Below are 22988 nucleotides of genomic sequence, written 5' to 3'. Positions count from 1 at the left end.
GTCTATGGACGTGATTCGCGCTCTGAGGAGCGCTGGTGACCCTCACCAGCATCACCGGGGCACGGCTCTGTGTCGGACTGGCGGTTGAATTTTGTTGTCGAGTCCGATCGCTCCCAACTAAGTGAGATCGTCCGGCGTGTGCGCGATGGCTGGTTGCGCACAAACATCGACGTGCGAAAGCACTCTTGTACCTCAACCAATCTCTTCAACCAATGGAGTCAGCCATGACCAACACCGTCATCGAATGTATTTTGAGTCGCAGGGCCACCAAGTACTACGACCCTGCCTGCACCTTGAGCGACGACCAGATCCGCGAACTGGTGCGAATCGGCACGAGCGCGCCGACATCGTTCCACATGCAGAACTGGCGGTTCATCGCGGTTCGCACACCTGAAGCCAAGGCTCGGCTCAGTCCGATCGCTTGGAATCAGCCCCCGATCAAGGATGCAGCCGTTACCTTCATCGTCTGCGGCCAGCTGGCGGATTCCAGCGTAATCCCGGAGCGCCTGGCGCCGGTGGTGGAAGCGGGCATCATGCCGGAAACAATGGTGCCGGAGTGGGAAATCCCTGCACGTGATCTGTATATGAACTACCCGCAGCGCCAGCGTGACGAGGCAGTACGCACCGCGGCCATCGGCGCGACGGCGATCATCTATGCGGCCCGCTCGCTTGGCCTGGGTTCAACGCCGATGATCGGTTTCGATGCCGAAGCGGTGGCCCGGGAGTTCGCACTGGCCGAGAATGAAGTGCCGGTCCTGCTGTTGTCCATTGGGACTGAGCTTCCGGGAAATTGGACGCAGAAGCCGCGCCGTCCCGTGGCCGATGTGCTGGATTTCGTATAACCCAGGTACAACCCATAGCCATAGCGGAGATCAGATGCCAAGAGCGGAGATCACGGGGTAAACAGCCGCCAATGCCCCTCGGATACGACTTCGACGGTGTCATCCTTCACCTTAATGGCGGTGTGATCGTCGATCGCGTACACCGGAACGGGGAGCTTCGCGGCCCACTTTTCTGCGCTGGCGAAAGAAGCATCCGGGCGGTCCTTGTGGTTCGCGTGCGGAATCAAGGCAAAGTCCGTGAATCCCGCTCCTTTTGCTGTGATGAAGTTCTTGCCGATTTCACCCTGCGGTGTGGCGAACACCATCTCTTCCACCGTGAGTGGGTTGCCGGTGCCGCGATACGGCTTACGGTAGGTTTCGCCGAAGATGGGAGCCACGGCCATGCTGCCGGCGCTTACTCCGACATAGACCGGCGCCCGCTGTAAGGATGGTAAGAGCTCACTCACTCCGGACTGGCTCATCCAATAGCTCAGGTAAAGCGGATCGCCGCCCCAGACGAGCAGTGCGTCCGTCTCCTCGATAGCCGAGACCCAATGGGTTTTCTCGATGCTGGGCAATGCGGTGAGCTCCAGCACACCCAATGACTTCCAGCCCAGTTCGCACAAGGGAGGTTCGGCGTTTCCGCAGATAGCCCGGTATGCCATACCAGCACTGGAGGGAAAGGGATAGATCGCTGTGGGGATGAAGAGTGCGTTGGACTCGGCGATTGGTTTTCCCAGGAGATCGACCAGCGCACCATGAATGCTCGGGTTATTGATGCCAGAAGATGTGAGCAGAAGCTTCATGATGTGTGCCTTCGATAGGGTATCGCAATACTCTACGCAGTCTGACTTCACCTCTACTACGCGAGCACGAGAGCATCGCTGCCGGCAAAGAGTCGCCAGTTGAGAACTGTCTTCTTCTCAGCTCTCTTCTTGACATCCAGAGCAGTCGCAGTCAATATTTCTATGCCGGAGCAAAGGTTACTGCTGGATTACTTGACGACCAGCCCGGTGAAGAATCCCCTTTTCTGCCTTTCCTTTCCCAGATATGCACAGATGTGATCGTAACCCTGTGGCCGCTCCATCTTTGTCGCGGATGAAGCGCGCCATAGTCCGTTGATCAGGATAGATAACGGCGCAGACTCTGGAAACACGGTTATCCACGCCTGATTGAAGACCTGAGTTTTCTGCCTTGCGGCGGTAGGACGCTGCAGGAGGGTTCCCCTATGCCCTCGTACCAGAAAGGATAAATACCGTGTCTACTCCTGATAACACCACAGACTCGTCTCTCGCCAAGACGCGCTCCAATATCGTCACCATTAACGATCTATCGAATGCAATCAGCAACGTCAGTTATGTATCCGGGTCGCTGGTCATCACTGACGGGCAGCCCTCTCAAACTCCACCGACCATTAGCTCCTCGGATGGTACGTTTACCATCACGCTGGAGGCCGGCCGCGAAAAATCCACGTCGGTTGCAGACTCATTTAATTCCAATTGCGGCAACGATAGCGCGAAGGAGTATGCCCCCTTCGGGGGCGGTGATACGCCCGAAGAGCTGAACTTTATGTTTGCCGTGGTCATTGAATTTTCCATTGGCGCAGCGGTAACTGTTTATCTCGGACAAGGGCACGCTGCGGCGAGGAACAACTGGTGGATTGGCGGTAGCCCGATCTTCAGTCTGGACACGCCACGGCTGGAGTACTCCATCAACAACCTGGTCTACACGTATGAACTGTCAGGCGACCATGAAAGTTTCGATCTCCAATTCAAAGACACTCGGCCCGTTTCTGCAATCCAGAACGTTTTTGTTTTGATGCTGGAAAATCATTCGTTCGACAATATGCTGGCTCTGTCGGGTATTCCAGGCATTTACGCAGCCACAACCAGCAATTCGAATTCCTACAACGGCGCCACGTATTACGTTCAGGGCAGTGCGCCGGAGAGCATGCCGAGCGATCCCGGGCACGAGTTTGATGATGTGCTCGAGCAGCTCGCCGGCCCAGGCTCCACGTATAGCTCCGGAGGAGCCTATCCGACAATCAACAATTCGGGATTCGCAGCCAATTACGCAACCACGACATCGGAAGGACCAGTTGCTCCAGCCGGTGACATTGGTGACATTATGAAGTGCTTCGATACGAAGGACCAATTGCCGGTGCTGTATCAGTTGGCTACCGAGTATGTGGTTTGCGATCAGTGGTTCTCCTCTTTACCTGGTCCAACCTGGCCAAATCGTTTTTTCCTGCATGCAGCGTCATCCAATGGCCTCGACCATACCCCCAGCGGCGGGGAAATATATGAGTGGGTGTTTAAGGAGTTCAGCGAAGGTTTCGAGTTTCCGAATGGTTCGATCTTCGACGCGATGACGGCGAACGGCATTACCTGGCGCTTATACCACGACACAAACGGACCCGAGGCGGGAAAGGTCCCACTGGTAGCCGGTATCAAAGGTATCTACGTGTCGGATGTCAACGATCTTGCGACCTTCGAATCAGATATAACGTCGAGCGATTATCCATACCAATACACGTTCATTGAACCGAACTACGGTCACGCTCTAAGTACTTACGAGAACGGATCCTCGCAGCACCCGATGGATAGCGTTGCCAATGGAGAAGCCTTGATTCTGAAGGTCTATGAGACCCTCCGCAGTTCTCCGCTTTGGAATTCGAGCATGCTGATCATTACATACGACGAGCATGGAGGCTTCTACGATCACTGTGCCCCCGGCCAGGCAGTACCTCCGAGCCAGGATGAGCAATCGAGCAAATACAACGAGAGTGGCTTCACCTTTGGCAATTACGGAGTTCGCGTGCCGGCGGTCATTGTTTCGCCGTTGCTGGCGGCTAATGTCGATCACACCGTTTACGATCACTCCTCGGTTCTGAAGACTCTGGAGTGGTTATTTGGCTTGTCTTCTCTTACTGACCGAGATGCCGCAGCCAATGTGATTCAGGGCGTGCAAACGGCAAACGTGCTACGAACGGATTGTCCAATGAAGCTGAACCCTCCTGCTCCCCGGCCTGAAAAGCGTCCCCTTCTCACGGCAGAGGAAGAGGCCGCGCTCGACCTGGAACCTATACCTGACCGGAGCAATCTGATGGGTTTCCTCGGCATACTCTTCAAAGAGGACGTCCACTTAGCCGAAACCCCCGAAGAAAAAGCAGCTGCGGCGGCCAGGTTTAGGGGACTTAAGACAAAAGGCGACGCCCGGGTGTATATGAGCGACATCATGGCCAAGGTGCAGGTTGAAAAGGCCAGAAGAGCGGCGATAGCTGTTCCCTCGTAAGCGCTTGTTCGAGCGGCTGGTGGAGAAAAGACCTTTACCACCAGCCGCTCACGAACGAGGCGCGGTTTCTCGCTGGCTAAAAAAGCAGGCAGCAGGTACCTCGCTAGATGCCGAATAACTTCCGTCTCGCTGGCAGCGACAAGGGAGAAAATTCCCAGTCTGCACGACGTTTCATCCATGAAACCAAAGAAAAACCGGTAGATCTGCCGCACTGTGCCTGAGTCTGCACTTTGGAATGAAACGTGCATCACGATCCAGTGATTTCATTGCAGGATTTAAACCCATGCATCTGTGGACTGAATACGAAGGCAATACACTTGCCGGATATCCGATTGGCCGGCTGAACCGATCAGAGGGGCGCAACGCCTTTTTTACTACTGCGACCTCCGATGGCCAACGAGCCCTGCTACGCCTTACGGAGGCGCACTTCGATGAGTCGGAACTCATCGGCCGCTGGCGCAGGATCGCGGCTGTCTCTCACCCGAATCTGCAGGCCATCAAGCGTGCCGGCCAGACTACGTTCGATGGGCTGTCGCTGGCATGCTGCCTTCTGGAGCCCACGGATAGCAGCCTTTCCGACGCACTCCGCGAGCAGGTGCTCTCTCTCGATGACACGAAGGAAGTCGCGGAAGCGGTGAGTGGCGCGCTCGCTGCTCTCCATGCCGCCGGTCTGATTCATGAGCACTTGGACGCAACCAACGTCTTTGCGTCAGGAGAGGTCATCAAGCTGCGCAGCGACTGCTGCCGCGATTGCGTCGGTGATTTCGAAGCGGATACCCCTGAGGCGCGCGAAGCTCTACGCCAGCGCGACGTTCACGACCTCGGCCTGCTGCTGCTTCGCTGCCTTGGCCTGGATGGGCAGGTGCATACATCCACCCGGTTTCCCAAGCCATTCGATCGCATCATTCCGGGCGCGCTCAATGGAACGCTGAGGCCGGAAGATATCGTCGGCATCCTTAAACCGCCGATGCAAACTCCCATTGTCCCCTCGGTGCGGCAGGTTCCTGCAGCCGCAACGGCGCCGGCGACTGTGGCTTCGACGCCAAAGGATGCGGCGCCCACAATCTCTCACAGCGTTGCTTCGCCCTCTATCCAGGCTTCGTCTTCTATCCAGGCTTCGGCTACCCGGGCTTCGTCTATCCAGGATTCGTCTACCCAGGATGAGCCAATGCTCGCTCACAGCAGACTCCCGGTTGCGGAGGCAGTTCCGGACTCGGACGCGACCGGGTCACCTGCGCCCGGCAGCGGCTGGATCGGAAGCCGGCTCCAGATGGGTCTTGACGGTTTGCTTGAGCAATCGCGCCAGCACCTCGGCACGGATTCCATCGGCGCTGGTCTGATGCGACGGCTCAGGCCGATGAGGCCAAGGCCCATCAGTCGCAAAGCCTATATCGCATCGGGTGCTGCCGCGGCCTTGCTGGGAGTCGTGATCTGGGCTGCCGGAGGCAGCAAACACGAGGACAAGGTTCAGGAACAGCACGCAACGATCATCGAAGGTAAACCGGCAACCTCGCAGGCCGCCGCTCAGCCTGCATCTGTACAGCAGCCGTCTCCTAAGCCCGCAGCCCATTCCGAAGTCAACACAACCCAGAACTCGCTGCTTGCTTCAGGCGAGCGGGCTGGTTGGCACGTCATCGCCTACACCTACAAGTACGAGCAGCAGGCCCAGGCACAGGTCATGAAGCTGCAGCGCAAATACGTGAGTCTCCATCCTCAGGTTTTCACTCCGACGGGACACGCACCCTATTTCGTGGCTCTGGGTAACCCGTCCAATGAGACAACCGCGATGGACCTCCGCAACCGCGCCCGGCAGGTTGGGCTTCCACGCGACACGTACGCTCGGAACTTCTAAGCTGTCTCAGCGTCGCCAGGGCTGATGGAACGCCCGGCACGAGAAATTCGAGGAACAATCTGTCGAGAGCTGGAGTCTAAGAATGCAGCTCCCATCGGGTTCCCGGAGGCTTCGTGCGTCTATGTACAGCGCTGTGTGTCGTCCTTTTGGACATTAGCTGCTCCTGTGCTTTAAATGCGCAGGAGCTGTTTCACCCAGAAGATCTTGCTGGTCGATGGGAGGCTTCGGACGGTCAAGGCGGGCAGATCGGTATGAACATCCTGATCTCGACAACAGTTCCCAGCTCCGCTACAGACCTGACCGGTGTTCCACAGGCATTAGAGGACTTCGAGATCGGTCTCTATCAGCGCTCCGGCTCGGACGTGAAGCCGCTGGGTTTTAACTTTTTCGCCACTTCTGCAGCGGGTAGAGCGAGCTGGGATGGCCGACATCTGCGTATCGATTCTCCGCAAAAAGCGGGGCTTCCCGAGGTGCATGTCGATCTTGCATGGGACGGTACGACTCGGAGTTGGACCGGAAGTTTTGAACGTGCGGCCTTTCGGAATCAGGAAATCACGCTGAAACGTCCGGCGCGGGCTCAGACGAGTCCGTTCGTCGGTACATGGTTCGAACGCACCGGCGTGATGAACAATTGTCTGCACGTTGCCCAGGCGCAGGATGGGACATTTACCGGATGGGGCGATGACATCCGAATTCCTGGACAGACACGCTATGCGAACGGCCTTCGGCCTCCCGAACGAGCGATGCTGCACTACGGGGAGATTGCGAAGGTGAAGTTATCTGAACCGGATCGCATCGAGGTTGAACTCAGGGCATACACTCTGATGTGTTGTTCGCACCCATTCTCCGCAGTTATTTCTCGTGACGGGAAGTCCCTCGTGGGTAATTGGCCAGCCGGGACAAATCAAGTGTCACGACCTGCCATATGGACACGGGTGGAAGGAGAGTCCTGCATATCGGCGGCGGGACATCGTTAGTGCAATCCAGTCTTAAAATCCGCATATTTAGATCAGCACTTCATCGAGCATCCCATTCACAGCTTTACCGAAGGCCTTGATCCCGTTCTTCGCGATGTACGCCCGGGCTGCGATTTCCACCGAATTGCCGGCTCCCACACCGACGGACACGTAGCTACCGTGGGTCACCGTCGAAGGACGCTTCCGGGCCTGCTGCAACAGATCGGAAGCGAGTACACCCTGGCTAACACGAATCCGGGCAGAAGCAAGATTCTGCGGCATGTTTGCAAGATCCCAGAAGATGCGAACTGACTCGATTGCGCGGCAGCCTTCAGCAATCGCTCCATTATCCTGCGTCGCATAGATTGCCGGAACAGTCCAGATCGTGCGGCCGCCTTGAGCCCAGCTAAGGTTGGCTATGGAGAGAAAGCTATCGCGCAGATTGTGAATCTCGGCGGCGGTTACCTGGCGGTCCAAAGGAGCCGCTATGGTCTGGACATATTTATTCCATGCCTGCGCTACTCGCTGTTCCGCGATGAGTTGTTGCGGATCGATTACGGTTGCAAACTCTGCTGCAGCAATTTTCTCTCGGATGCCGCGGCTGGCCGACCTGGGCGGCAGCTCATCGGAAAAGATGTCCGCTATGAAATCTACAAGCGTGCGCGCATCGGCAGGAGTGTGAATGCCTGCGGCAAGCTGGTTCAGTTTTAGAGCTTGTCCTCGATAGTCAATCGGCGGTTGAGGTTGGAGAGCCAGAGCTTTCAAGTAACGGGAAAGAAAGAACCCTGTAGGAACCAAAGAGGTCAGGAGAAGCAGCCTGCGCCGTTGCATGAACAACTCCTTTGAAGGGCATTTACAGGAGGCAGAGCAAGTCTACTGCTGCGGGTAGGTAATGTGAAGTCGGCTTGCATTTTACTTCGGTAACCCTCTCCAAACTGCTGGTCAGTGGGCAGGTACGGACGTCCTGGATATCGGCGGCAAGCCGTCGTTCGTGCATTGGTGCAGTGGAGGGTTTCCACATCTATGGGCGTTTTCCGCAATGAAAACGCCGTTGCACGCCCCTTCCGAAAATGCCCGGCAACAGGAAAACTGCACTAGTGCAATCCAGTCGTTATGGGTCTCTAAATCCACGTTTGAGATATTCACCAGGGTTAGCCCCTACAACCCGCTTGAAGGCCTTACTGAACGCAGCGTCGGACTCGTATCCAACCGACCGGGCAACGTCGATGAGCTTTTTGTCACGCTGACCGAGTAACTGCATCGCCTTCTGCATCCGCCACTCGGTCACGTATTCCAGCGGTGTCTGTCCGAGTAGCTCCTTAAAACGCGCTGCGAATGCGGAGCGAGACATGCCCGCCGTTGCGGCCAGGGATTCGACTGTCCAGGGTGTATTCACACTGTCGTGAACGGCACTCAGGGCCGTGCCTATTTGAGGATCGAAGATCGCACGAAGCCATCCCTGCTTGCGTTGCGGTTCCGACGCGATATGCGCCCGGAGCGCCTGGATAAATAGGACCTCGGCCAGCCGGGTCGCGACGACTTCCGATCCCGGCGCCTGTTCTGCCATTTCTGACGCCAGCGCCTGCATGGTGTTGTGAAGAGCAAGCGTGTGGGGCTCATCAGCCTTGATGAGAATGAAGCTCGGCAACAGCTGAGTGATCGGCTTCAGACTGGCGCGATCGAAACTCAGGGACCCACAGATGACTGTCGTCGGCGCGCCACCCCCACCGTAATGAGCGACATTGCTGCCATCAGTGGCCGCAACCTCGCCGAAACTCTTCTTCGGATGTGTTCGCAGGCTGTCGCGCAAAATAAACGAAGTTCCCCGAGCCAGAAAAAAGCAATCACCACCGGTGAGGGGAATCGGCTCTGGAGTCCCTTCCACACTCAGCCAGCAGTTACCGCGCGAGAGCATGGCGAAATGCGCCAGATCTGTGGGCGAAATCTTTTTGCCGGAAGGCGGGACTTTTTCTTCGGTCTGTTTCTTCTGTATCAAGCCCCACGGGGCTGTGGCTTCCAGCCTGTGCTGACCGAATGCGGTAACGTGCATTGTTCTGAAGATGTCCGTTATCGGGTCCAATATAACCTCCCATTCTGGACGAATAGACAAAACATTAGGACTTGCGAGCAGTTCTCGTCCACCGTCGGAGAAATCTACTCTCCTGTAGTGAATGCTACACATCTACCGAAGGGAGCAGTTATGGGAAAGCTAAAGGGTAAGGTTGCAGTCATCACGGGTGGATCGAGCGGCATGGCGCTGGCGAGCGCCAAGCGCTTCGTTGAAGAGGGTGCCTACGTTTTCATCATGGGTAGAAGGCAGGAGCAGCTCGATGAGGCCGTCAAGCTGATTGGCCGGAACGTGACCGGTGTGCGCGGGGACGCGGCAAATCTCGACGACCTCGACCGTCTGTTCGATACGGTCAAGCGAGAAAAGGGCAAGATCGACGTCCTGTTCGCGAGCGCCGGCAGGGGCGAGGCCGCGCCACTGGGCGAGATCACCGAGCAGCACTTCGATGCGGCCTTCGGCCTGAATGCGCGCGGAACACTGTTTACGGTTCAGAAGGCGTTGCCGCTGTTCAACGATGGCGGATCGATCATCATGACCGGATCAGTTGCTTCGATAAAGGGTTTTCCTGGTTTCGGCGTGTATGCGGCGAGCAAGGCTGCATTGCGCTCCTTCGCACGCACGTGGCTGAACGAACTGAAGGGCAGGAATATCCGGGTGAACGTGCTGGGCCCTGGACCAATCGCCACTCCGATGCAGGAAGAAGTTCTCACCAAGGAGGCGAAGGAGATGTTCGAGTCCCTGATCCCGCGGGGAAAGATGGGGCAACCTGAGGAGATTGCGACGGTCGCGCTGTTTCTTGCTTCAGACGATTCGAGCTTCGTGAATGGGGTGGAGTTGAACGTCGACGGCGGCTTCTCGGCTATCTGATATCAGTGGACCTCGGTGAGTGCATGATCGAGTGCACTCACCGACCCAGATTAGTAACGATAATGTTCGTTTGACCTATGACAGAATGGCATCGTATCTGTCACCGTATCGCAACGAGGACGCCTTGAGAGTAGCGCGTGAACCTGATGCGAAGGTGGAGCGAATCCCTCCCGATCTCAAGAGCTGCCGTCAAGCGAACGCACGCAAGCCTGGCGTGGCCCGTTCGCGATCCCTTACCCTCCGTCCCACCAGTACGGAAGAGATTTACGCCTATTCTGAAACAACATTCAGCGACTGCATAAATGCAGCGACCTGATCTCTCCAGAGACTCGGATGAGACATTGTGAAATGTCCTGTTGAGCCGGCCGACACGGGGCGGATGACGATCTTTCCACTATGCACCTGGTCCATGTCGTGTTGCAGAACTTGCAGAGTGTCGCGATAGAACTCGTCATCGGCGAAGTTAAGGGCGAACACTTTGGTCGTGATCTGTCGCAAGCCAGGTTCGGCATCAAAGTCTGACGACGACTCGAAGGAGTAAAGCAGATCGTTGGCATCTACGGTCGCTGCCTGGCGTTTGACTCCCTGAATGAACCCATCCGCGCTCTGCGCACTACGCACTTCTTGCTGCAGAGCGGGAACGCCATCGATCATCAAGCGTGCAAGCAAGAGTCCGCGTGCTGCGGAGGGCGGTTGATGCTGGTAGTTGCCGTCCTCCCAGCCTGGATCGGACCGAATGTCGTTGACCAGCATTCTGCGCCATAGCAGATTGCGGCCACTGATGGGAGCGGGAAAACACGCAATAGGCATGATGCCGTCCATCGCGTCGGGATAGGATTCGGCCCATTGCCATGCATTCATGCAGCCCATAGACATGCCGATCACCGCATGGAGATGTTGGATCCCTAAGGTTTCGACGACCAGTTTATGTTGTAGATCGACCATGTCGCTATAGCCGTAGTGGGGGAACGCCATCTTAAGGCCATCGCTCGGTTTGCTCGATCTTCCATGCCCGACTTCATCTGGGATGATGACGAAGTAACGGGCTTCGTCGAGTGGACCTCCGGCGCTGAAAAGTGCGCTTCTAAACTCGGCGTTGCTCAATGCCTCGCTGCTGGCATTCGTCCAGTGAAGAAAGAGAACAGCGTTATCGATGTTCCCAGAAGAATCCTTATGCGGGTGTCCCAGCACGAGATAATGAAACCGCAGGTCAGACAGCGACTGCCCATCACGAAATTTGTAATTGACGTAGTGCGCATCCTCTTGACGCTCGTTCATCGATACAGTCGAATTTGAGTTGGCGGTGACCGCTTGGCTCGTCTGCGCCTTCGCTTGAGACAACACGCCACAGGTACTCAGCACCATCAACACAAACGGAGCAAACTTAGACGGATTCCACCTGATCGCATCTGTCGCGATCTTTCGACTAGACGTCAAACCCATATGTCTCCCTTACCTGGCAGGGCTGTCCCCGCTTTTCAATTAGTAGATGTGTAACTGCACTATACGGCTCAAAGAAATTTCAGGTCCACCCTTAGCTCAGGCGGACGATGCAGCATTATGCATCGCATCGCGTAACGCCTCTGCCTGTTTCACTCCTACTTTGGTCTCGATCTCGTGTTGCGCCGCCTGCCAATGCGGACGTGCCGCCAGTACCTTTTCTTTGCCCGTTCGGGTTATGCCGAAGGACAAGGTGCGTCCCGTGCCGGCGAGTTCGCTCGCGATGAATCCCGCCTCCTGCAGAGGCTTGAGTGCGCGCACTAAGGTTGTGCGTTCCATGATCATCTGGTCGGCCAGATTTGCCATCAGCATCCCTGGGTTGTGAAGGATCATCGAGAGGATCGTCAATTGTTGAATGTTGATGCCCACGGACGAGAGATGGCGGTCATAGATCCGAGAGAGCAGACGGGCACTCCCCTTTGCAGCGTGACAGTAGCAGAGCTCGTAAGGCGGCGGCTTCATTCGTCAGGATTAGTGTAGTGCAATTACACTGCACCATGCAACGCGAGCGGACTCCGTCGGCTTGACGCCGTAGATGCCGATGATACCGACCGCATGCAAGATATTTTTCCTTCTGGAAATGCACCTGTGTCTCGACGCTGGTCGTTTGAGCAGAGCGCGGCCTTGTGTGTGGCGAGTCTAAGGTTCGCGACATAAATCATGAAGAGCTTTGCCATCCGAAGCGTTGAAAAAGCAGGTCTTTACTACGTTCAGGGATGACAACATTTACGACAAGAAGGTCAGACTCAGGGCGCTAGGGCCTATCGACAAATTCGCCTTCACTGCGGAGTTATAGAGCGGGCCTTCAGCCCTTTAACATCTTGTGGGCACTGAAACCTGGGGCGTTGCCCCAGGCTGGTATAGAGCGCGCCTTCAGCGCTTAGATCCATCACCACTTTGTCATCCTGAGCGTAGCGAAGGACCCGCTCCTAAGGGAGTTTCCCGACCTCGGGTGCCCCACCCTCGCAACGCTAGGGTGGGTTCGGAATACCCCTAAATTCCTATCAAAAACCCAAACCGAATTTCTCGATAAGGCCTAACTGCTTCGCAAGGGTTTCGATAATCCTGATAATGTCAGCTTATGGGAACGGCCGGACGCTCAAGCAGAGTGAAAAGATGGCTCTTTGGCTTACTGGACTCTCAACGCATCCACAGGGTTGGCGGTGGCCACGCGAGAGGCCGGCATAAAACTTGCGAGCGCTGCTGCCAGAACTTCTAAGCCACTTCAGCGCCGTCAGTGCTGATTGAATGCACAGCACTATACCGCCATGGGCTCACGTGCCTTGTAGGTGTAGTGTAGGGATTCCACATCTATGAGCGTTTTCTGCAATGAAAACGCCGTTGCAACCCCTTCGGGATAGCCGGCGGCAGGGAAAACGCTCTATCTAGCCTGGATCGGGAAACAATGACGATGAGGCAGCCTTTCTCCAGTGATTGGATTGATTTTCCGACAAGCGCGTTTCTGAGGATTTATGCGGATAGACTTTCCCACGCTGACTGGCCGCGAACTCGCACAACTGTGACCTCATAAACGCCTGAGGTGCCCTTCTTTTTCGATGCGAGTAAAAACGCTCGGTCAAGGGCAGATGGGGAAAAGACTTCGATTCATCTTTGTATGAGCGAGTCGCTTCGGCATTCGTCAAAAGTGAAGCAGGGGATTACGCAACTCGACCTCATAGAAGATAAAAGGGAAAAGAAGTCATGCGCAAATGGGTAACCAAGCATCCACTGTTTAGCTTTTGTTTTGTCGCGATGGCGTGGGTGGGCCTTCTTTACTCGGGGGTTATTGATGCACCGTTCCTGGATGACGACTTAAGCTTGATCGCGAACAGTTCCATTCTTCAGTCATGGCATGAGGTTTGGGTGAAGTATCTGCTGAGCCCGTTGCCGCTTGGTGTGGGACTGTCGATCAAGGGAGAAGCAACGTATCGTCCAATGTTCATGATCCTGCTGACCATGGAAAGACACCTGTTCGGAGACCAGCCGGGCGGATTCCACTTTATTGGGCTACTGCTTCATTGGATAAATGGTGTGCTGCTTTTTGAGTTGCTGCGCCGACTGAGAATGCGCTCAATGTTTGCTGCGATGGCGAGTTTGATTTGGCTTGGAATGCCCATCAACAGTGAAGCGGTGGCGTGGGTGAGCGGGCAGTCGTATCCGCTGTGCATGGTGTTTCTTCTCTCCGCTCTTGTGCTGGGGCTAAGGTTTGTGCGATCCGGCGGATGGGGATGGCTGGTGGCTTTTACGATTGCAGCTTTACTGGCGGATTTCTCTCATGAAGAGGGCCTTCTGCTAGTGGTGCTCGTTGCTTTGGGATATGTTCTGCTGGACGAGAAACGGCCTTGGCATCGCTGGGGTTCGCTTGCAGGGGCTGGGCTGTTGGCGGCTACATCCTATTTTGCCTGTCGTTGGGCAGTGGGTACCCGTGCCGGTAAAGGGCCGCATCACTTTTGGAATGTTGCTGAAGTATTTTGGCGGTATCTCCAATTAATCGTATTGCCCGTACACATGAGTGTCGAACGCTCCACGAGTGTTCCTGGAACAGCATTGACGAGCGGAGCTATTCTCGCATGGGCGGCTCTGATCTTTCTGATTACCGGCGTGGTCCTTTTGCGGCAGCGGATTCCCGCGCTCACCGCAGGGGTGGCCGTGGTCCTTGTTACGCTTTTACCGTATTACGGATTTGTCTATATCTATCAAGGCATGGCGGAGCGCTATGTTTATTTCGCCTCGATTGGCTTCGCAGTTGGACTCACAGGGGCAGTCGCTGTCGTGCGCCCCGCTGCACGACAGATTGTTTTTACGTGTCTTGTCATTTGGATGGGCTGGGGAGCATGGAGATTGATGGGGAGAGTGAAGGACTGGCAGAGCGCCCTCACACTCTATGGTCATTCGCTTGAGGCTACTCCCAAAAGTGCATTGACGAATCTGAACTTTGGAGCGGCACTGTACCTGGCGGGTCGTCAGGCGGAAGCGGAGAAAGCATACAAGCGCGTGATCGTGCTGGCTCCGAAGAATGCCCAGGCTTACGTTGATTTGGAGGCGCTTTACATCCAAGAAGGACGTCTCGATGAAGCCATCGCCATGTATAAACGAGCCATTGCAATTGACCCCAATGATGTCGCCGCCTATTTTAATTTGGGTGTGATGTTTCAGGCGCGGGGACAGGACCAAGAAGCACTCGTCTTCTATAAAAAGGTGTTGCAGCTCAAGCCTAACGATTCGCAAACGTTGCTGTATCTGAATAAGCTACTGAATCCGAGAGAAAACCAATAGCTTAGGTTTGAACAGGAAAGCAATCGGCATTGTCGAGCAGCGCTCAAATCCGGATAAAAGACACGCCGTGAGCAGCAGCAAACGAGCAAGACGCACCATGGTCTCAGGAGTGTAACGCTCGACACTCGAGGCAGCGGTCCGACTCGGTAATGAGAAGTCGGCATGTCGGAAGTAATCCGTCAGCGGACGACAAGTACGTTTATGGTTACCCATCCGCTCCTAGAGTTATCTAAAGCTCCTGTGAAATTTTCTCCGCAATAATGCGGTCTTTGTGACGGCTACTTGCGCTGAGCCCCGCCTTGACGCCTGCCCGATTTCTGCTCGGTTGGTTCTGGCTAAGCTTCTGCTTAGCATCGATGCGGCGGATCGGAATGCGCACCCCGATGATTCCCCGAAGCTGTGCTTCGATGTAGTCGCGCGGTGCATCCTGAACTGACCATTGATCCTGTCGTCCAGCTTCGAACCGTTTCGTAAGCGCAGAGAGGCCTTCGAGCAGGCGATTCGGGTCATCGTAGAACTCGACTGCCCCATATGCGTGTACCGCGACGTAATTCCATGTGGGCACAACGCGCCCATGCTCTGCCTTCGTTGGATACCACCCCGGGTGGACATACGCGTCGGGGCCCTGAAAGATCACCAAAGCATCGCCGACAGCATCCTGCTGCCACTGAGGGTTTGCGCGCGCAATGTGCCCATGCAGGACGCCGTGCTCTGCTTCATCTTCGGCAAAGACGAGCGGCAGCGGCGTCGCCATCAGGCCGTCTGCTGAGTAGGTGACAAGCGTTGCAAGGCCCACGCTGCGAATGAGTGAGGCAATCTGTTTGCGATCGTGCTCTGCAAATATTTCGGGGGTGTACATTCGTTGCTCCAAACGCAGAAAGACTCCGTTTGCGGAGTCTTTCTGCTAGTGACTCTGTAACTGTTATCTAGATCGTCGCGAGTTGTGCGGCAGCTATCTGTTCGACCGATTCGCAGTACGGCACTACGCTCTGCAATGCGCGCTCAATGTATTCGGATTTCTGCCCGACTGGCGCGACGTAGTGCAGGGCGGCTTCGGCATCCTCGCGCGAAGCGCCACGGAGAAGGATCCAGGCTGCCAGATACTGCGAGCTTCAATCACCCAAGGCTTCGTCGTAAGGTCCGTGCAAGCCGGACAATCACCCAGTAGCCCCATCTTCGACAGCAATAACGTGCCGGAACACTGAGCACCAATCAACTGACGGCTTGGATCGAGGTTGAGGCGACCCAGCAAGTCAGCGTCTTTCGCAATCTCCCGCGTCTTGATTCCGCTACCCACAATAACTGCATCCGCCTGCGCTGCGAACTCAAGCGGCTTTTCCGCGTGAATTGTGACACCGTTCATGGATGTCACTGTCTCCGAGGGACAGGTAATGTAAGCGTTCCAGCCCTTCGGCTTTATGCGGTTGAGAATGCCGGCGGCAATGAAGGAGTCCAATTCGTTGAAACCATCAAAGGTAAGGATCGCTACTTGCATCTTCATCTCGCTTTCTGAGGCGTAACTGCCTCGGGTGGATTGAATCGTAAGAGGATTACCGGGCTGGAATCGCAGTCAAAGCCAGCGTGGCGTAAGCCGTAGCCGCATCGCTCATAAACTTCGCAGGATCAGCGGTTGCCTCTCGCTGTTTATTTACGGAGGTGGCGTTCCAGTGGCCATCTGCAGCCTGGTTTGCCACAAGCCACTTACGGCCCGCCTGGATCAGCTTATTGCCCGCGGGAACTCCCGCCTCGTACATGGAATACACCACCAGCGCCGTCGCATATCCGTCACTTGCCATGTCGAGCTCAGTACCATCTTTTCTCTTCCAGGACCCCAGGGTTGCGGTGCCCCAGCCTCCATCGGCCTGCTGATGCGATGCAATGTCCTTCATCAAGGCTTCGCGTTGTCGCGTCGTCAGCAGTCCGGGGATCTTTGCTGAGGCCCACAGAGCACTCACCCGGTTCATCAACGGCTGCTTGTCATATTCCTTCGCCAGATACTCGCGAAGGAGCGCGATATTCGCCTTCACATCCGGCTGATTCCGATAGCTCGCCGGAGCCGAACTATACGTCACCGCACCTAGTGTCGCCCCCCAATAGTGGGATTCGTCGGATTCCCATGGCGCGCCCTTGAAGTTGATCCACTCCCACGATCCAGCCTCGTCACCGGTCTTAATCTGGAGCGCCGACATGTTCTTCAGCGCGTCCTTCGTGATCTGACGAAGTTGTCCAGTCGGCTCGTCATATCGTGTCAGGATCAGGGCGTTCAGCACAGCTTCGCTGCCCCGTGACTCCTCGCTCTTACGAGGCCCGCGTTCTTCGGTGAGATAAAACGGCTTTACTTCTTGCCAAAGCGTGACGCGCTTGACTACAAACCCAAGCATCTTCTGTTCCTGCGGAGAAAGAGGCGCTGGCTCTGACGAGGCGTGCAAGGCAGCACGTCCAATCGCATACGGGAGTGCCGTGTGGCAGGAGACACAAGCTGTTCCATGATCTCGCTGCGCCTTGGGCCAATCCATCCACCACTGCTCACGGGCGTCGAGATACTGCGCCGCCGTAAAACGGTTCCAGTCTGTGGGCGTGATGTCTTTCGCGTCCTTCGCGCCTTCAGCGTGGGCGAGAGTGACGGCGAACAGTGCCGGAACGATCAGACGGAGACAGCGAATGCGCATGGTTTCCCCTCGCGAAATATGGTGTTGCATTTAGGCTATCGATAGACCTGCCTGTCTGGAAGGGCCACTTTTGAATAAAAGGAGCAGTCAAGTTGACCAGGATCGCGAAGCGCTCGATCACCATGAGCAGCAGGATCTGCGACTCGATCAAGAGCCAGATAGCATCGGGAATCTACCTGCCCGGTGCCAATTTGCCTGCTTCGCGGGCACTTGCGGAAGAGCTCGGGGTCTCGCGGTCCACGGTAACCGTAGCGTTCGAACAACTTGCCGCCGAGGGATACATTGAGACATCGCAGGGCAAGCGGCCCTGGGTGAGGCATGGCCTTCAAACGTCGCCACCAGCCAGAAAGCCACAGTCGAAGATCGCACCTGAGCTCTCCGATTTTGCCAAACGCCTGCAAGCGCTCGCGCCGCCCGAACGCCTAAAGGGGCTTAAAGCCGACTTCCGCGCCGGCGACATTTCGGGCGTTGATTTCCCGGCGGCCACATGGCGCAAGGTGATGACACGCGCTTTGCAGATCACTCCCAGAGCCTTGAAATATGACGATCCGCTCGGATCACTGGAACTGCGAAAGGCACTCCGGGCATATATGTGGCGCTCACGCGGCATCCGTTGCGACGAGCAGCAGATCGTTGTGGTGAACGGATCGCAACAAGGCATCGATCTTTGCGCACGCGTGTTTCTCAACACTGGAGAGTCGGTTGTTGTCGAAGACCCCGGCTATATCCTTGCCCGAAATGGATTCGAAGCAATCGGGGCGACGATTCTTCCGCTGCCGGTCGATCAGGATGGGATGCAGACGTCCTTGCTCAAAGGAATCCAGGCAAAGCTCGCGTACATTACGCCTTCGCATCAGTACCCGCTTGGTGGGATTCTCCCTATTGGCAGGCGCCAGGAACTCTTGAACTGGGCGACACAGACAGGGGCGTATGTTGTCGAAGACGACTACGATGGTGAGTTCCGCTACGATACCAAGCCAACGGAAACGCTGCACAGTCTGGACACTGCCGGGCGAGTCATCTATTTAGGCACGATGTCGAAGACGCTTTCGCCGGAGCTGCGGCTTGGCTACCTAGTCGTTCCGCATGAGCTGACGCCAGTCTTCGCTGTCGCCAAGCGCCTCACGGATCGTCATTCAGCACTTCTGCAGCAGCGAGCGTTGCAACTGTTCATCGAAGGTGGCGGTCTGGAACGCCACATCCGAAGGGCGAGGAGAAGTAACGCACAGCGAAGAGCCCGACTTCTCGCGGCTCTGGATCATGCATTCGGCGACATGGTAGAGGTCGTGGGCGATGCAGCAGGGTTGCACGTTGCTCTGTGGCTCAGGGAAGTTGATGCGGCTCAGGAGGGCGAAGTCGTCGCACGCGCTGGTCAGGCGGGGCTTGGCTTATATGGGATTACACCCTTCTATTCATCGCATGATCACCGTAAGACGAACCGTGACGCGGGACTCGTGATGGGTTATGCGGCTCTGAGCCATCGAGAGATCGCGCTTGGAGTAAAGCTCCTTCAGAACGTTTTAGATTCCGACATAAAGTAACGTAAAGTCGGCTTATAGGAAGGGAACAGCTCGGCCAATGCGGAATGGCCGGACGCTCCATTCGAGTGGAGCTGCCCTTTGGCTTACTCGACTCTTAGCGCATCGACGGGGTTGACGGTGGCCACGCGTGACGCCGGCAGAAAACTTGCCAGTGCTGCTGCCAGAACGAGGATGAGCGGCACGGCCACGAAGCTCAGTGGGTCAAGAGGGCTGATGCCAAACAAGAGTGTTCTCATTAGGCGTGCGACCGCCGCCGCGGCTCCGAGGCCGATGATGACTCCGACCCCGGTGAGCACTAAGGCGGGACGGACGAACATCCAACGGAGCTCGTTCTTTCGGGCGCCGAGCGCAAGACGAATCCCGATCTCGCGGGTGCGCTGTGAGACGGCGTAGGAGATGACGCCGTAGATGCCGATGATGCCGAGCGCGAGCGCCATGGCTGCGGCGATTCCCAGCATGACAAGCGTGAACGAGGTGCGGGCCAGGGACTTGCCGTAGATCTCCTGCATGGTCTGCACCGATGCCAGGGGCAGGCTTGCATTCACTGACGACACGGCTTGCTGCATTTCACTCTGCAGGCTGGCGGTTCCGGCACGATCAGTGTGGATGGCGAAGGTGATGAAGCGCGAGGGCATGATTGCCGGCTGCGGATTGTATGGGTTCCCGATCATTGCCGGCCAGTAGACGGTTGCGGGGGCCTTTTCGTCTAAACCCAGGGTATGCACATCTTCGGCGACGCCGATCACCTCCTGCCACGGCATGCTGGGAAGCTCGCGTACTTGTTTGCCGATCGCTGCTTGAGCGGAGCCCCATGATTCGCGGGCGAGATTTTCGGAGACGATCACGGTGGGTCGCAGACTGTAGATCTCGTTCCAGGTGAAGTCGCGTCCGGCCACGAGGCGCGTGCCCATGGCGTGGAAGAAGCCTGGTGAGATGTAGTTGAAGAAGCGGATTGGAGGCTCGGTGGCTCCGTAGTCCTTTCCTTTCAAGTAGAGGCCGTCCCAGTTGGGCTGGTTGCCGTCCATGGGCACAGCGCCGGCAAAGCCGACAGAGGTGACGCCGGGGATACCTGCAAGCTTGTCGGTGATGTCGTTCTCAGTGCGAGTGACCATTGCGGAATCGCTGATGAGCTGGTCGGGAACCCACATGCTGACTGTCTGAATGTGTGGCGCGTCGGAGAAGCCAGGATCGACATTGTGTAACGCGGCGAAGGTTCGGACCATCAGGAGAGCGCACACCAGCAGCACGAGGGCCATTGCTACCTGGGTGACGACCAACACGTTGCGTGCGCGATGGCGCTCGCGACTGATGCTGGTGGTGCGCACGGAGCCGTCGAGCAGCGTTGATCTCCGGCGGAAGGCGTACTTCCATGTGGGCAGCGAGCCGAAGAGGAGTCCGGAGAACAGTGAGATCGCAAAGGTAAATGCGACGGAACGTGCGTCGAGAGATATCTCGCTGAGGCGCGGCAGATTGGCCGGGCCGATGGAGACGAGAAGACGCAGAGCCGCAGCGGCAACGCCAACGCCGAGCACACCGCCGATCAGGCCGAGCACGACGCTTTCCAGCAGCAGCTCGCGTGCAATGCGGGCACGTCCGGCGCCAAGTGCGGCCCGTATCGAAATCTCCTGATGACGAGACTCGGCGCGTACCAGCAGCAGATTGGCGACGTTCATGCAGACGATCAGCATGACGACCGCGATGGTGGCCATGACGACCCAGAGCACATTGCTCACGTCGCCGATGACCTGGCGCTTGAGCGGAGTGAAGTTCGGCGCAATCTTCCACTTCTCGTACCAGTGAGGATTGGTGCCGGGGCCGTTGGACCACGAGTCCATCCATAAGGGAAGAAGGCGGGCGATATCGGCATTGGCCTGGTCTAGAGGGACTCCCGGTTTCAACCGGCCGATGCCGTTGCAGCAGAAGGGGGCAAGTTTGAGCTGGCTGCGATCGAGCGCGAGTGGGACCAGGAGATCGAAGTCCTGATCGACCATGCGGAAGCCGCGCGGCATGACTCCGACGATAGTCCTGGTCTGGGCATCAACCTGGATGGCGCGACCGATGACGCTGCGGTCTCCGCCAAAACGACGTTGCCAGTATCCGTAGCTCAACATAGCGGTCTTGGAGCCGTGGGGGTCCTGATCCTCAGCTGAGAACCAGCGGCCCAGCAGAGGTGGGACCTCGAGCGTCTGAAGCACGCCGTCGCTGACACGGTCCGCCTGCACCCATTCGGGTTGTTCAACGCCGGTGATATTGGCGGTGCTGGGAGACCATAACCCGATCGACTGAAAGGTGCGGTTGTGCTCGGCGAAGGTCAGGTACATCGATGGAGAGACCGCCAGTCCGCTGGTGAAGCTGGCGAGCCCGCCTGCGCCCGGTGCATCAAGGCGCAACGCGATCAGCCGGTTGGAGTCCGGGTAGGGAAGCGGCTTGAGCAGCACGCTATTGATGACACTGAAGACCGCGGTGTTGGCGCCGATGCCGATGGCGAGCGTCAGAAGAACGGTCGCCGCAAAGCCGGGAGCTCTTCTCAAACGCCGCAAGGTGAGCTTGAGATCGGCGAGGATGGATTCGAGCGTGGACCATTGCCAGACCCCGCGACTGCGTTCTTCGAGAAGAGTCACATTTCCGAAGGCACGGAGAGCCGCTCGCCGCGCTTCGGGCCGCGAGAGATTTTCGAGACGCATGATCTGCTCGATCTTCTCTTCGATGTGCTCGCGGATCTCTTCGGAGAGTTCATCGTAGAGTCGCCGACGGCGGAAGATTCGCTCGAACCAGCTCATCGCAGTCTCCTAGGAAGTGGCGTTGCGCTTCTGGGGGCCGAGGACCATCTGGATACCTTCCAGCATGCGGTCGAAGCTGGAGATCTCGCGCTCCAGGTGGAGCAAACCGTTTTTCGTGATCTGGTAGACACGCACGCGACGGTTGGTGGAAGGCGATACGGTCCACTCGGCCTTGACGAGCTTACCTTTGAGCAGGCGCTGCAGGGCGGGATACAGCGAGCCCTCTTCTACCTGAAGCAGGTTGTTCGAACGCTGCTGGATGTGCTGCACCAGAGCGTATCCGTGCGCGGGTTGGCGGCGGAGGGATTCCAGGATCATCATCTCCAATGCGCCAGGAAAGAGATCGCGGGATTCGTTTTTGCTGTTTTCCATAAGGCCTTGTCGAAACATGCCTAGAGTAAAACAGTAATAGGAGAACGTCAAATTGAAGAGACAAGTTCGGATACCCATACTTGGAATTTTGTGGATGGACGATTTGAGCGAAGCTCGAACCGGGTGGGAGCCGCGGGCTTCAGCCCGTGGTCTATCGGCTCAATATAGAAATGGGCTTTAGCCCCGGGCTTTTTCCTAACTGAGAAAGAAAGCCCAGGGCTAAAGCCCATTTGCTTTTACGCCTTTATCAGCGGGCTGAAGCCCGCTGCTCCCACCCAACTGAGCGGCAAATTGCCTCGCCGAGCTATCCGACCTTCAAAGGGCCGACGACCTGTAGGGGAAGTTGTTTTCATCAGCGGACTGCTGGATCACGCCGTCCTGCCGTCAGGCAGGAAGCAATCCTGTTGTGCGGTAACTTTCGATCAGGTTGTCGTAGAGAGTGATATCTGCCCGGCTTCTTGCCATCAGTTGAGCACCCACGATTCCAGAATAGATAGCACGTGCTCGCTTCTCGGCATCCCTGGGGCTTGCGACCTTAGCAGCAACCAACGTCTTTTTCAGCCACGCAATGTTGACATCGGCGAAAATCTGCACTTCCGTCTTCACTTCGTCAGGCAGGTCGTCGAACTGCGCCGACATAAAGCTGCAAAGGCAGATGCGATTGCCGTTCTCCAGCGCCCAGCGGAAGGTCTCCGGATAGCGACGCAGTGCTTCCAGCGGCTTTGCTGAGTTCTGCAGCAAAGACTCAAGATAAGCTGCGGCATCCTCCCAGTAGCGCTTTGCCACTGCCGCAGCCAGGTCGGCTTTGCTGGGGAAGTGGTAGTAGATACTCGCGGCTTTGATGCCGACCTGCTCGGCTAGATCACGAAAGTTCAACCCCGCATAACCGTGAGCCTGGGCAACAAGCTTCGCGGCGGCCAGAATGTCTTCCCGGGCATTTGCACTCATCACGCACCTCCGCGCTTCTGTGACAAAAACTTTCTCGATTTCTG

Annotated in this window: 18 protein-coding genes; 7 read left to right on the top strand and 11 right to left on the bottom strand. The window is 56.7% G+C overall.

The features are described from left to right. Positions 1-224 precede the first annotated feature (224 nt). On the top strand, positions 225-842 hold the full coding sequence (locus tag FTW19_RS22805; protein WP_147649879.1) for a nitroreductase family protein: 618 nt from the start codon (positions 225-227) through the stop codon (positions 840-842). Positions 843-892: 50 nt separating this feature from the next. Here the strand turns inward: FTW19_RS22805 and FTW19_RS22800 are convergent, their stop codons facing one another. After that, complete coding sequence (locus FTW19_RS22800) at positions 893-1627, bottom strand: Type 1 glutamine amidotransferase-like domain-containing protein (RefSeq protein WP_147649878.1); 735 nt, start codon at positions 1625-1627, stop codon at positions 893-895. A 451-nt stretch (positions 1628-2078) separates the two neighbouring features. Here FTW19_RS22800 and FTW19_RS22795 point away from each other — a divergent pair, with 451 nt between their 5' ends. The 3 genes from FTW19_RS22795 (at position 2079) to FTW19_RS22785 (ending at position 6944) form a co-directional block, all read left to right on the top strand. Then, positions 2079-4115, top strand: coding sequence for an alkaline phosphatase family protein (locus FTW19_RS22795; protein WP_222705501.1), 2037 nt, complete (start codon positions 2079-2081; stop codon positions 4113-4115). Between the two features lie 283 nt (positions 4116-4398). Then, complete coding sequence (locus FTW19_RS22790; RefSeq protein ID WP_147649877.1) at positions 4399-5967, top strand: hypothetical protein; 1569 nt, start codon at positions 4399-4401, stop codon at positions 5965-5967. Between the two features lie 251 nt (positions 5968-6218). Then, entirely contained in the window at positions 6219-6944 is a 726-nt protein-coding gene (locus FTW19_RS22785) for a hypothetical protein (protein WP_147649876.1), read from the top strand. A gap of 27 nt (positions 6945-6971) precedes the next feature. Here FTW19_RS22785 and FTW19_RS22780 read toward each other — a convergent pair whose 3' ends face one another. Then, complete coding sequence (locus FTW19_RS22780; protein ID WP_147649875.1) at positions 6972-7754, bottom strand: hypothetical protein; 783 nt, start codon at positions 7752-7754, stop codon at positions 6972-6974. A gap of 280 nt (positions 7755-8034) precedes the next feature. After that, positions 8035-9003, bottom strand: a complete 969-nt coding sequence (locus FTW19_RS22775) for an AraC family transcriptional regulator (RefSeq protein ID WP_222705500.1) — start codon at positions 9001-9003, stop codon at positions 8035-8037. A gap of 120 nt (positions 9004-9123) precedes the next feature. Between FTW19_RS22775 and FTW19_RS22770 the strand changes: the two genes are divergently transcribed. Next, positions 9124-9858: an SDR family NAD(P)-dependent oxidoreductase gene (locus FTW19_RS22770; protein WP_147649873.1), complete on the top strand. Its 735-nt coding sequence runs from the start codon at positions 9124-9126 to the stop codon at positions 9856-9858. Positions 9859-10128: 270 nt separating this feature from the next. On the opposite strand, the gene FTW19_RS22765 is transcribed toward FTW19_RS22770, so the two are convergent. Together FTW19_RS22765 and FTW19_RS22760 are read right to left on the bottom strand one after the other, a co-directional pair. Beyond that, positions 10129-11301: an alpha/beta fold hydrolase gene (locus FTW19_RS22765; RefSeq protein WP_147649872.1), complete on the bottom strand. Its 1173-nt coding sequence runs from the start codon at positions 11299-11301 to the stop codon at positions 10129-10131. A gap of 96 nt (positions 11302-11397) precedes the next feature. After that, positions 11398-11820 carry a MarR family winged helix-turn-helix transcriptional regulator gene (locus tag FTW19_RS22760; protein ID WP_147649871.1) on the bottom strand — a complete coding sequence of 141 codons (423 nt, stop codon included), beginning with the start codon at positions 11818-11820 and terminating at the stop codon, positions 11398-11400. 1239 nt (positions 11821-13059) lie between these two features. On the opposite strand from FTW19_RS22760, the gene FTW19_RS22755 reads away from it, so the two are divergent. Next, positions 13060-14634, top strand: a complete 1575-nt coding sequence (locus tag FTW19_RS22755; protein WP_147649870.1) for a tetratricopeptide repeat protein — start codon at positions 13060-13062, stop codon at positions 14632-14634. Between the two features lie 229 nt (positions 14635-14863). On the opposite strand, the gene FTW19_RS22750 is transcribed toward FTW19_RS22755, so the two are convergent. The 3 genes from FTW19_RS22750 to FTW19_RS22740 all read right to left on the bottom strand — a co-directional run bounded on the left by FTW19_RS22750 (position 14864) and on the right by FTW19_RS22740 (position 17303). Beyond that, positions 14864-15493 carry an FMN-binding negative transcriptional regulator gene (locus tag FTW19_RS22750; protein ID WP_147649869.1) on the bottom strand — a complete coding sequence of 210 codons (630 nt, stop codon included), beginning with the start codon at positions 15491-15493 and terminating at the stop codon, positions 14864-14866. A 123-nt stretch (positions 15494-15616) separates the two neighbouring features. Beyond that, positions 15617-16135 (bottom strand): DJ-1/PfpI family protein, encoded by a 519-nt coding sequence (locus FTW19_RS22745; RefSeq protein WP_222705499.1) that lies wholly within the window; start codon positions 16133-16135, stop codon positions 15617-15619. Between the two features lie 49 nt (positions 16136-16184). Then, positions 16185-17303, bottom strand: a complete 1119-nt coding sequence (locus tag FTW19_RS22740; protein WP_147649868.1) for a hypothetical protein — start codon at positions 17301-17303, stop codon at positions 16185-16187. Between the two features lie 92 nt (positions 17304-17395). On the opposite strand from FTW19_RS22740, the gene FTW19_RS22735 reads away from it, so the two are divergent. Continuing rightward, the gene (locus FTW19_RS22735; protein WP_222705498.1) at positions 17396-18844 is read left to right on the top strand and encodes a PLP-dependent aminotransferase family protein; all 1449 of its coding nucleotides are present in this window, start codon (positions 17396-17398) and stop codon (positions 18842-18844) included. 83 nt (positions 18845-18927) lie between these two features. Here the strand turns inward: FTW19_RS22735 and FTW19_RS22730 are convergent, their stop codons facing one another. The 3 genes from FTW19_RS22730 to FTW19_RS22720 all read right to left on the bottom strand — a co-directional run bounded on the left by FTW19_RS22730 (position 18928) and on the right by FTW19_RS22720 (position 22944). After that, positions 18928-21624, bottom strand: coding sequence for an ABC transporter permease (locus tag FTW19_RS22730; RefSeq protein ID WP_147649867.1), 2697 nt, complete (start codon positions 21622-21624; stop codon positions 18928-18930). Positions 21625-21633: 9 nt separating this feature from the next. Beyond that, a complete protein-coding gene (locus tag FTW19_RS22725) occupies positions 21634-21996 on the bottom strand; it encodes a PadR family transcriptional regulator (RefSeq protein ID WP_147649866.1) in 363 nt (120 codons plus the stop codon). Positions 21997-22380: 384 nt separating this feature from the next. Beyond that, positions 22381-22944 carry a TetR/AcrR family transcriptional regulator gene (locus FTW19_RS22720; protein WP_147649865.1) on the bottom strand — a complete coding sequence of 188 codons (564 nt, stop codon included), beginning with the start codon at positions 22942-22944 and terminating at the stop codon, positions 22381-22383. Between the last annotated feature and the right edge of the window lie 44 nt (positions 22945-22988).

Origin of the sequence: Terriglobus albidus (assembly GCF_008000815.1) — a bacterium.
Taxonomy (GTDB): domain Bacteria; phylum Acidobacteriota; class Terriglobia; order Terriglobales; family Acidobacteriaceae; genus Terriglobus; species Terriglobus albidus_A.
This window is presented reverse-complemented; position numbering and strand designations above follow the sequence as displayed.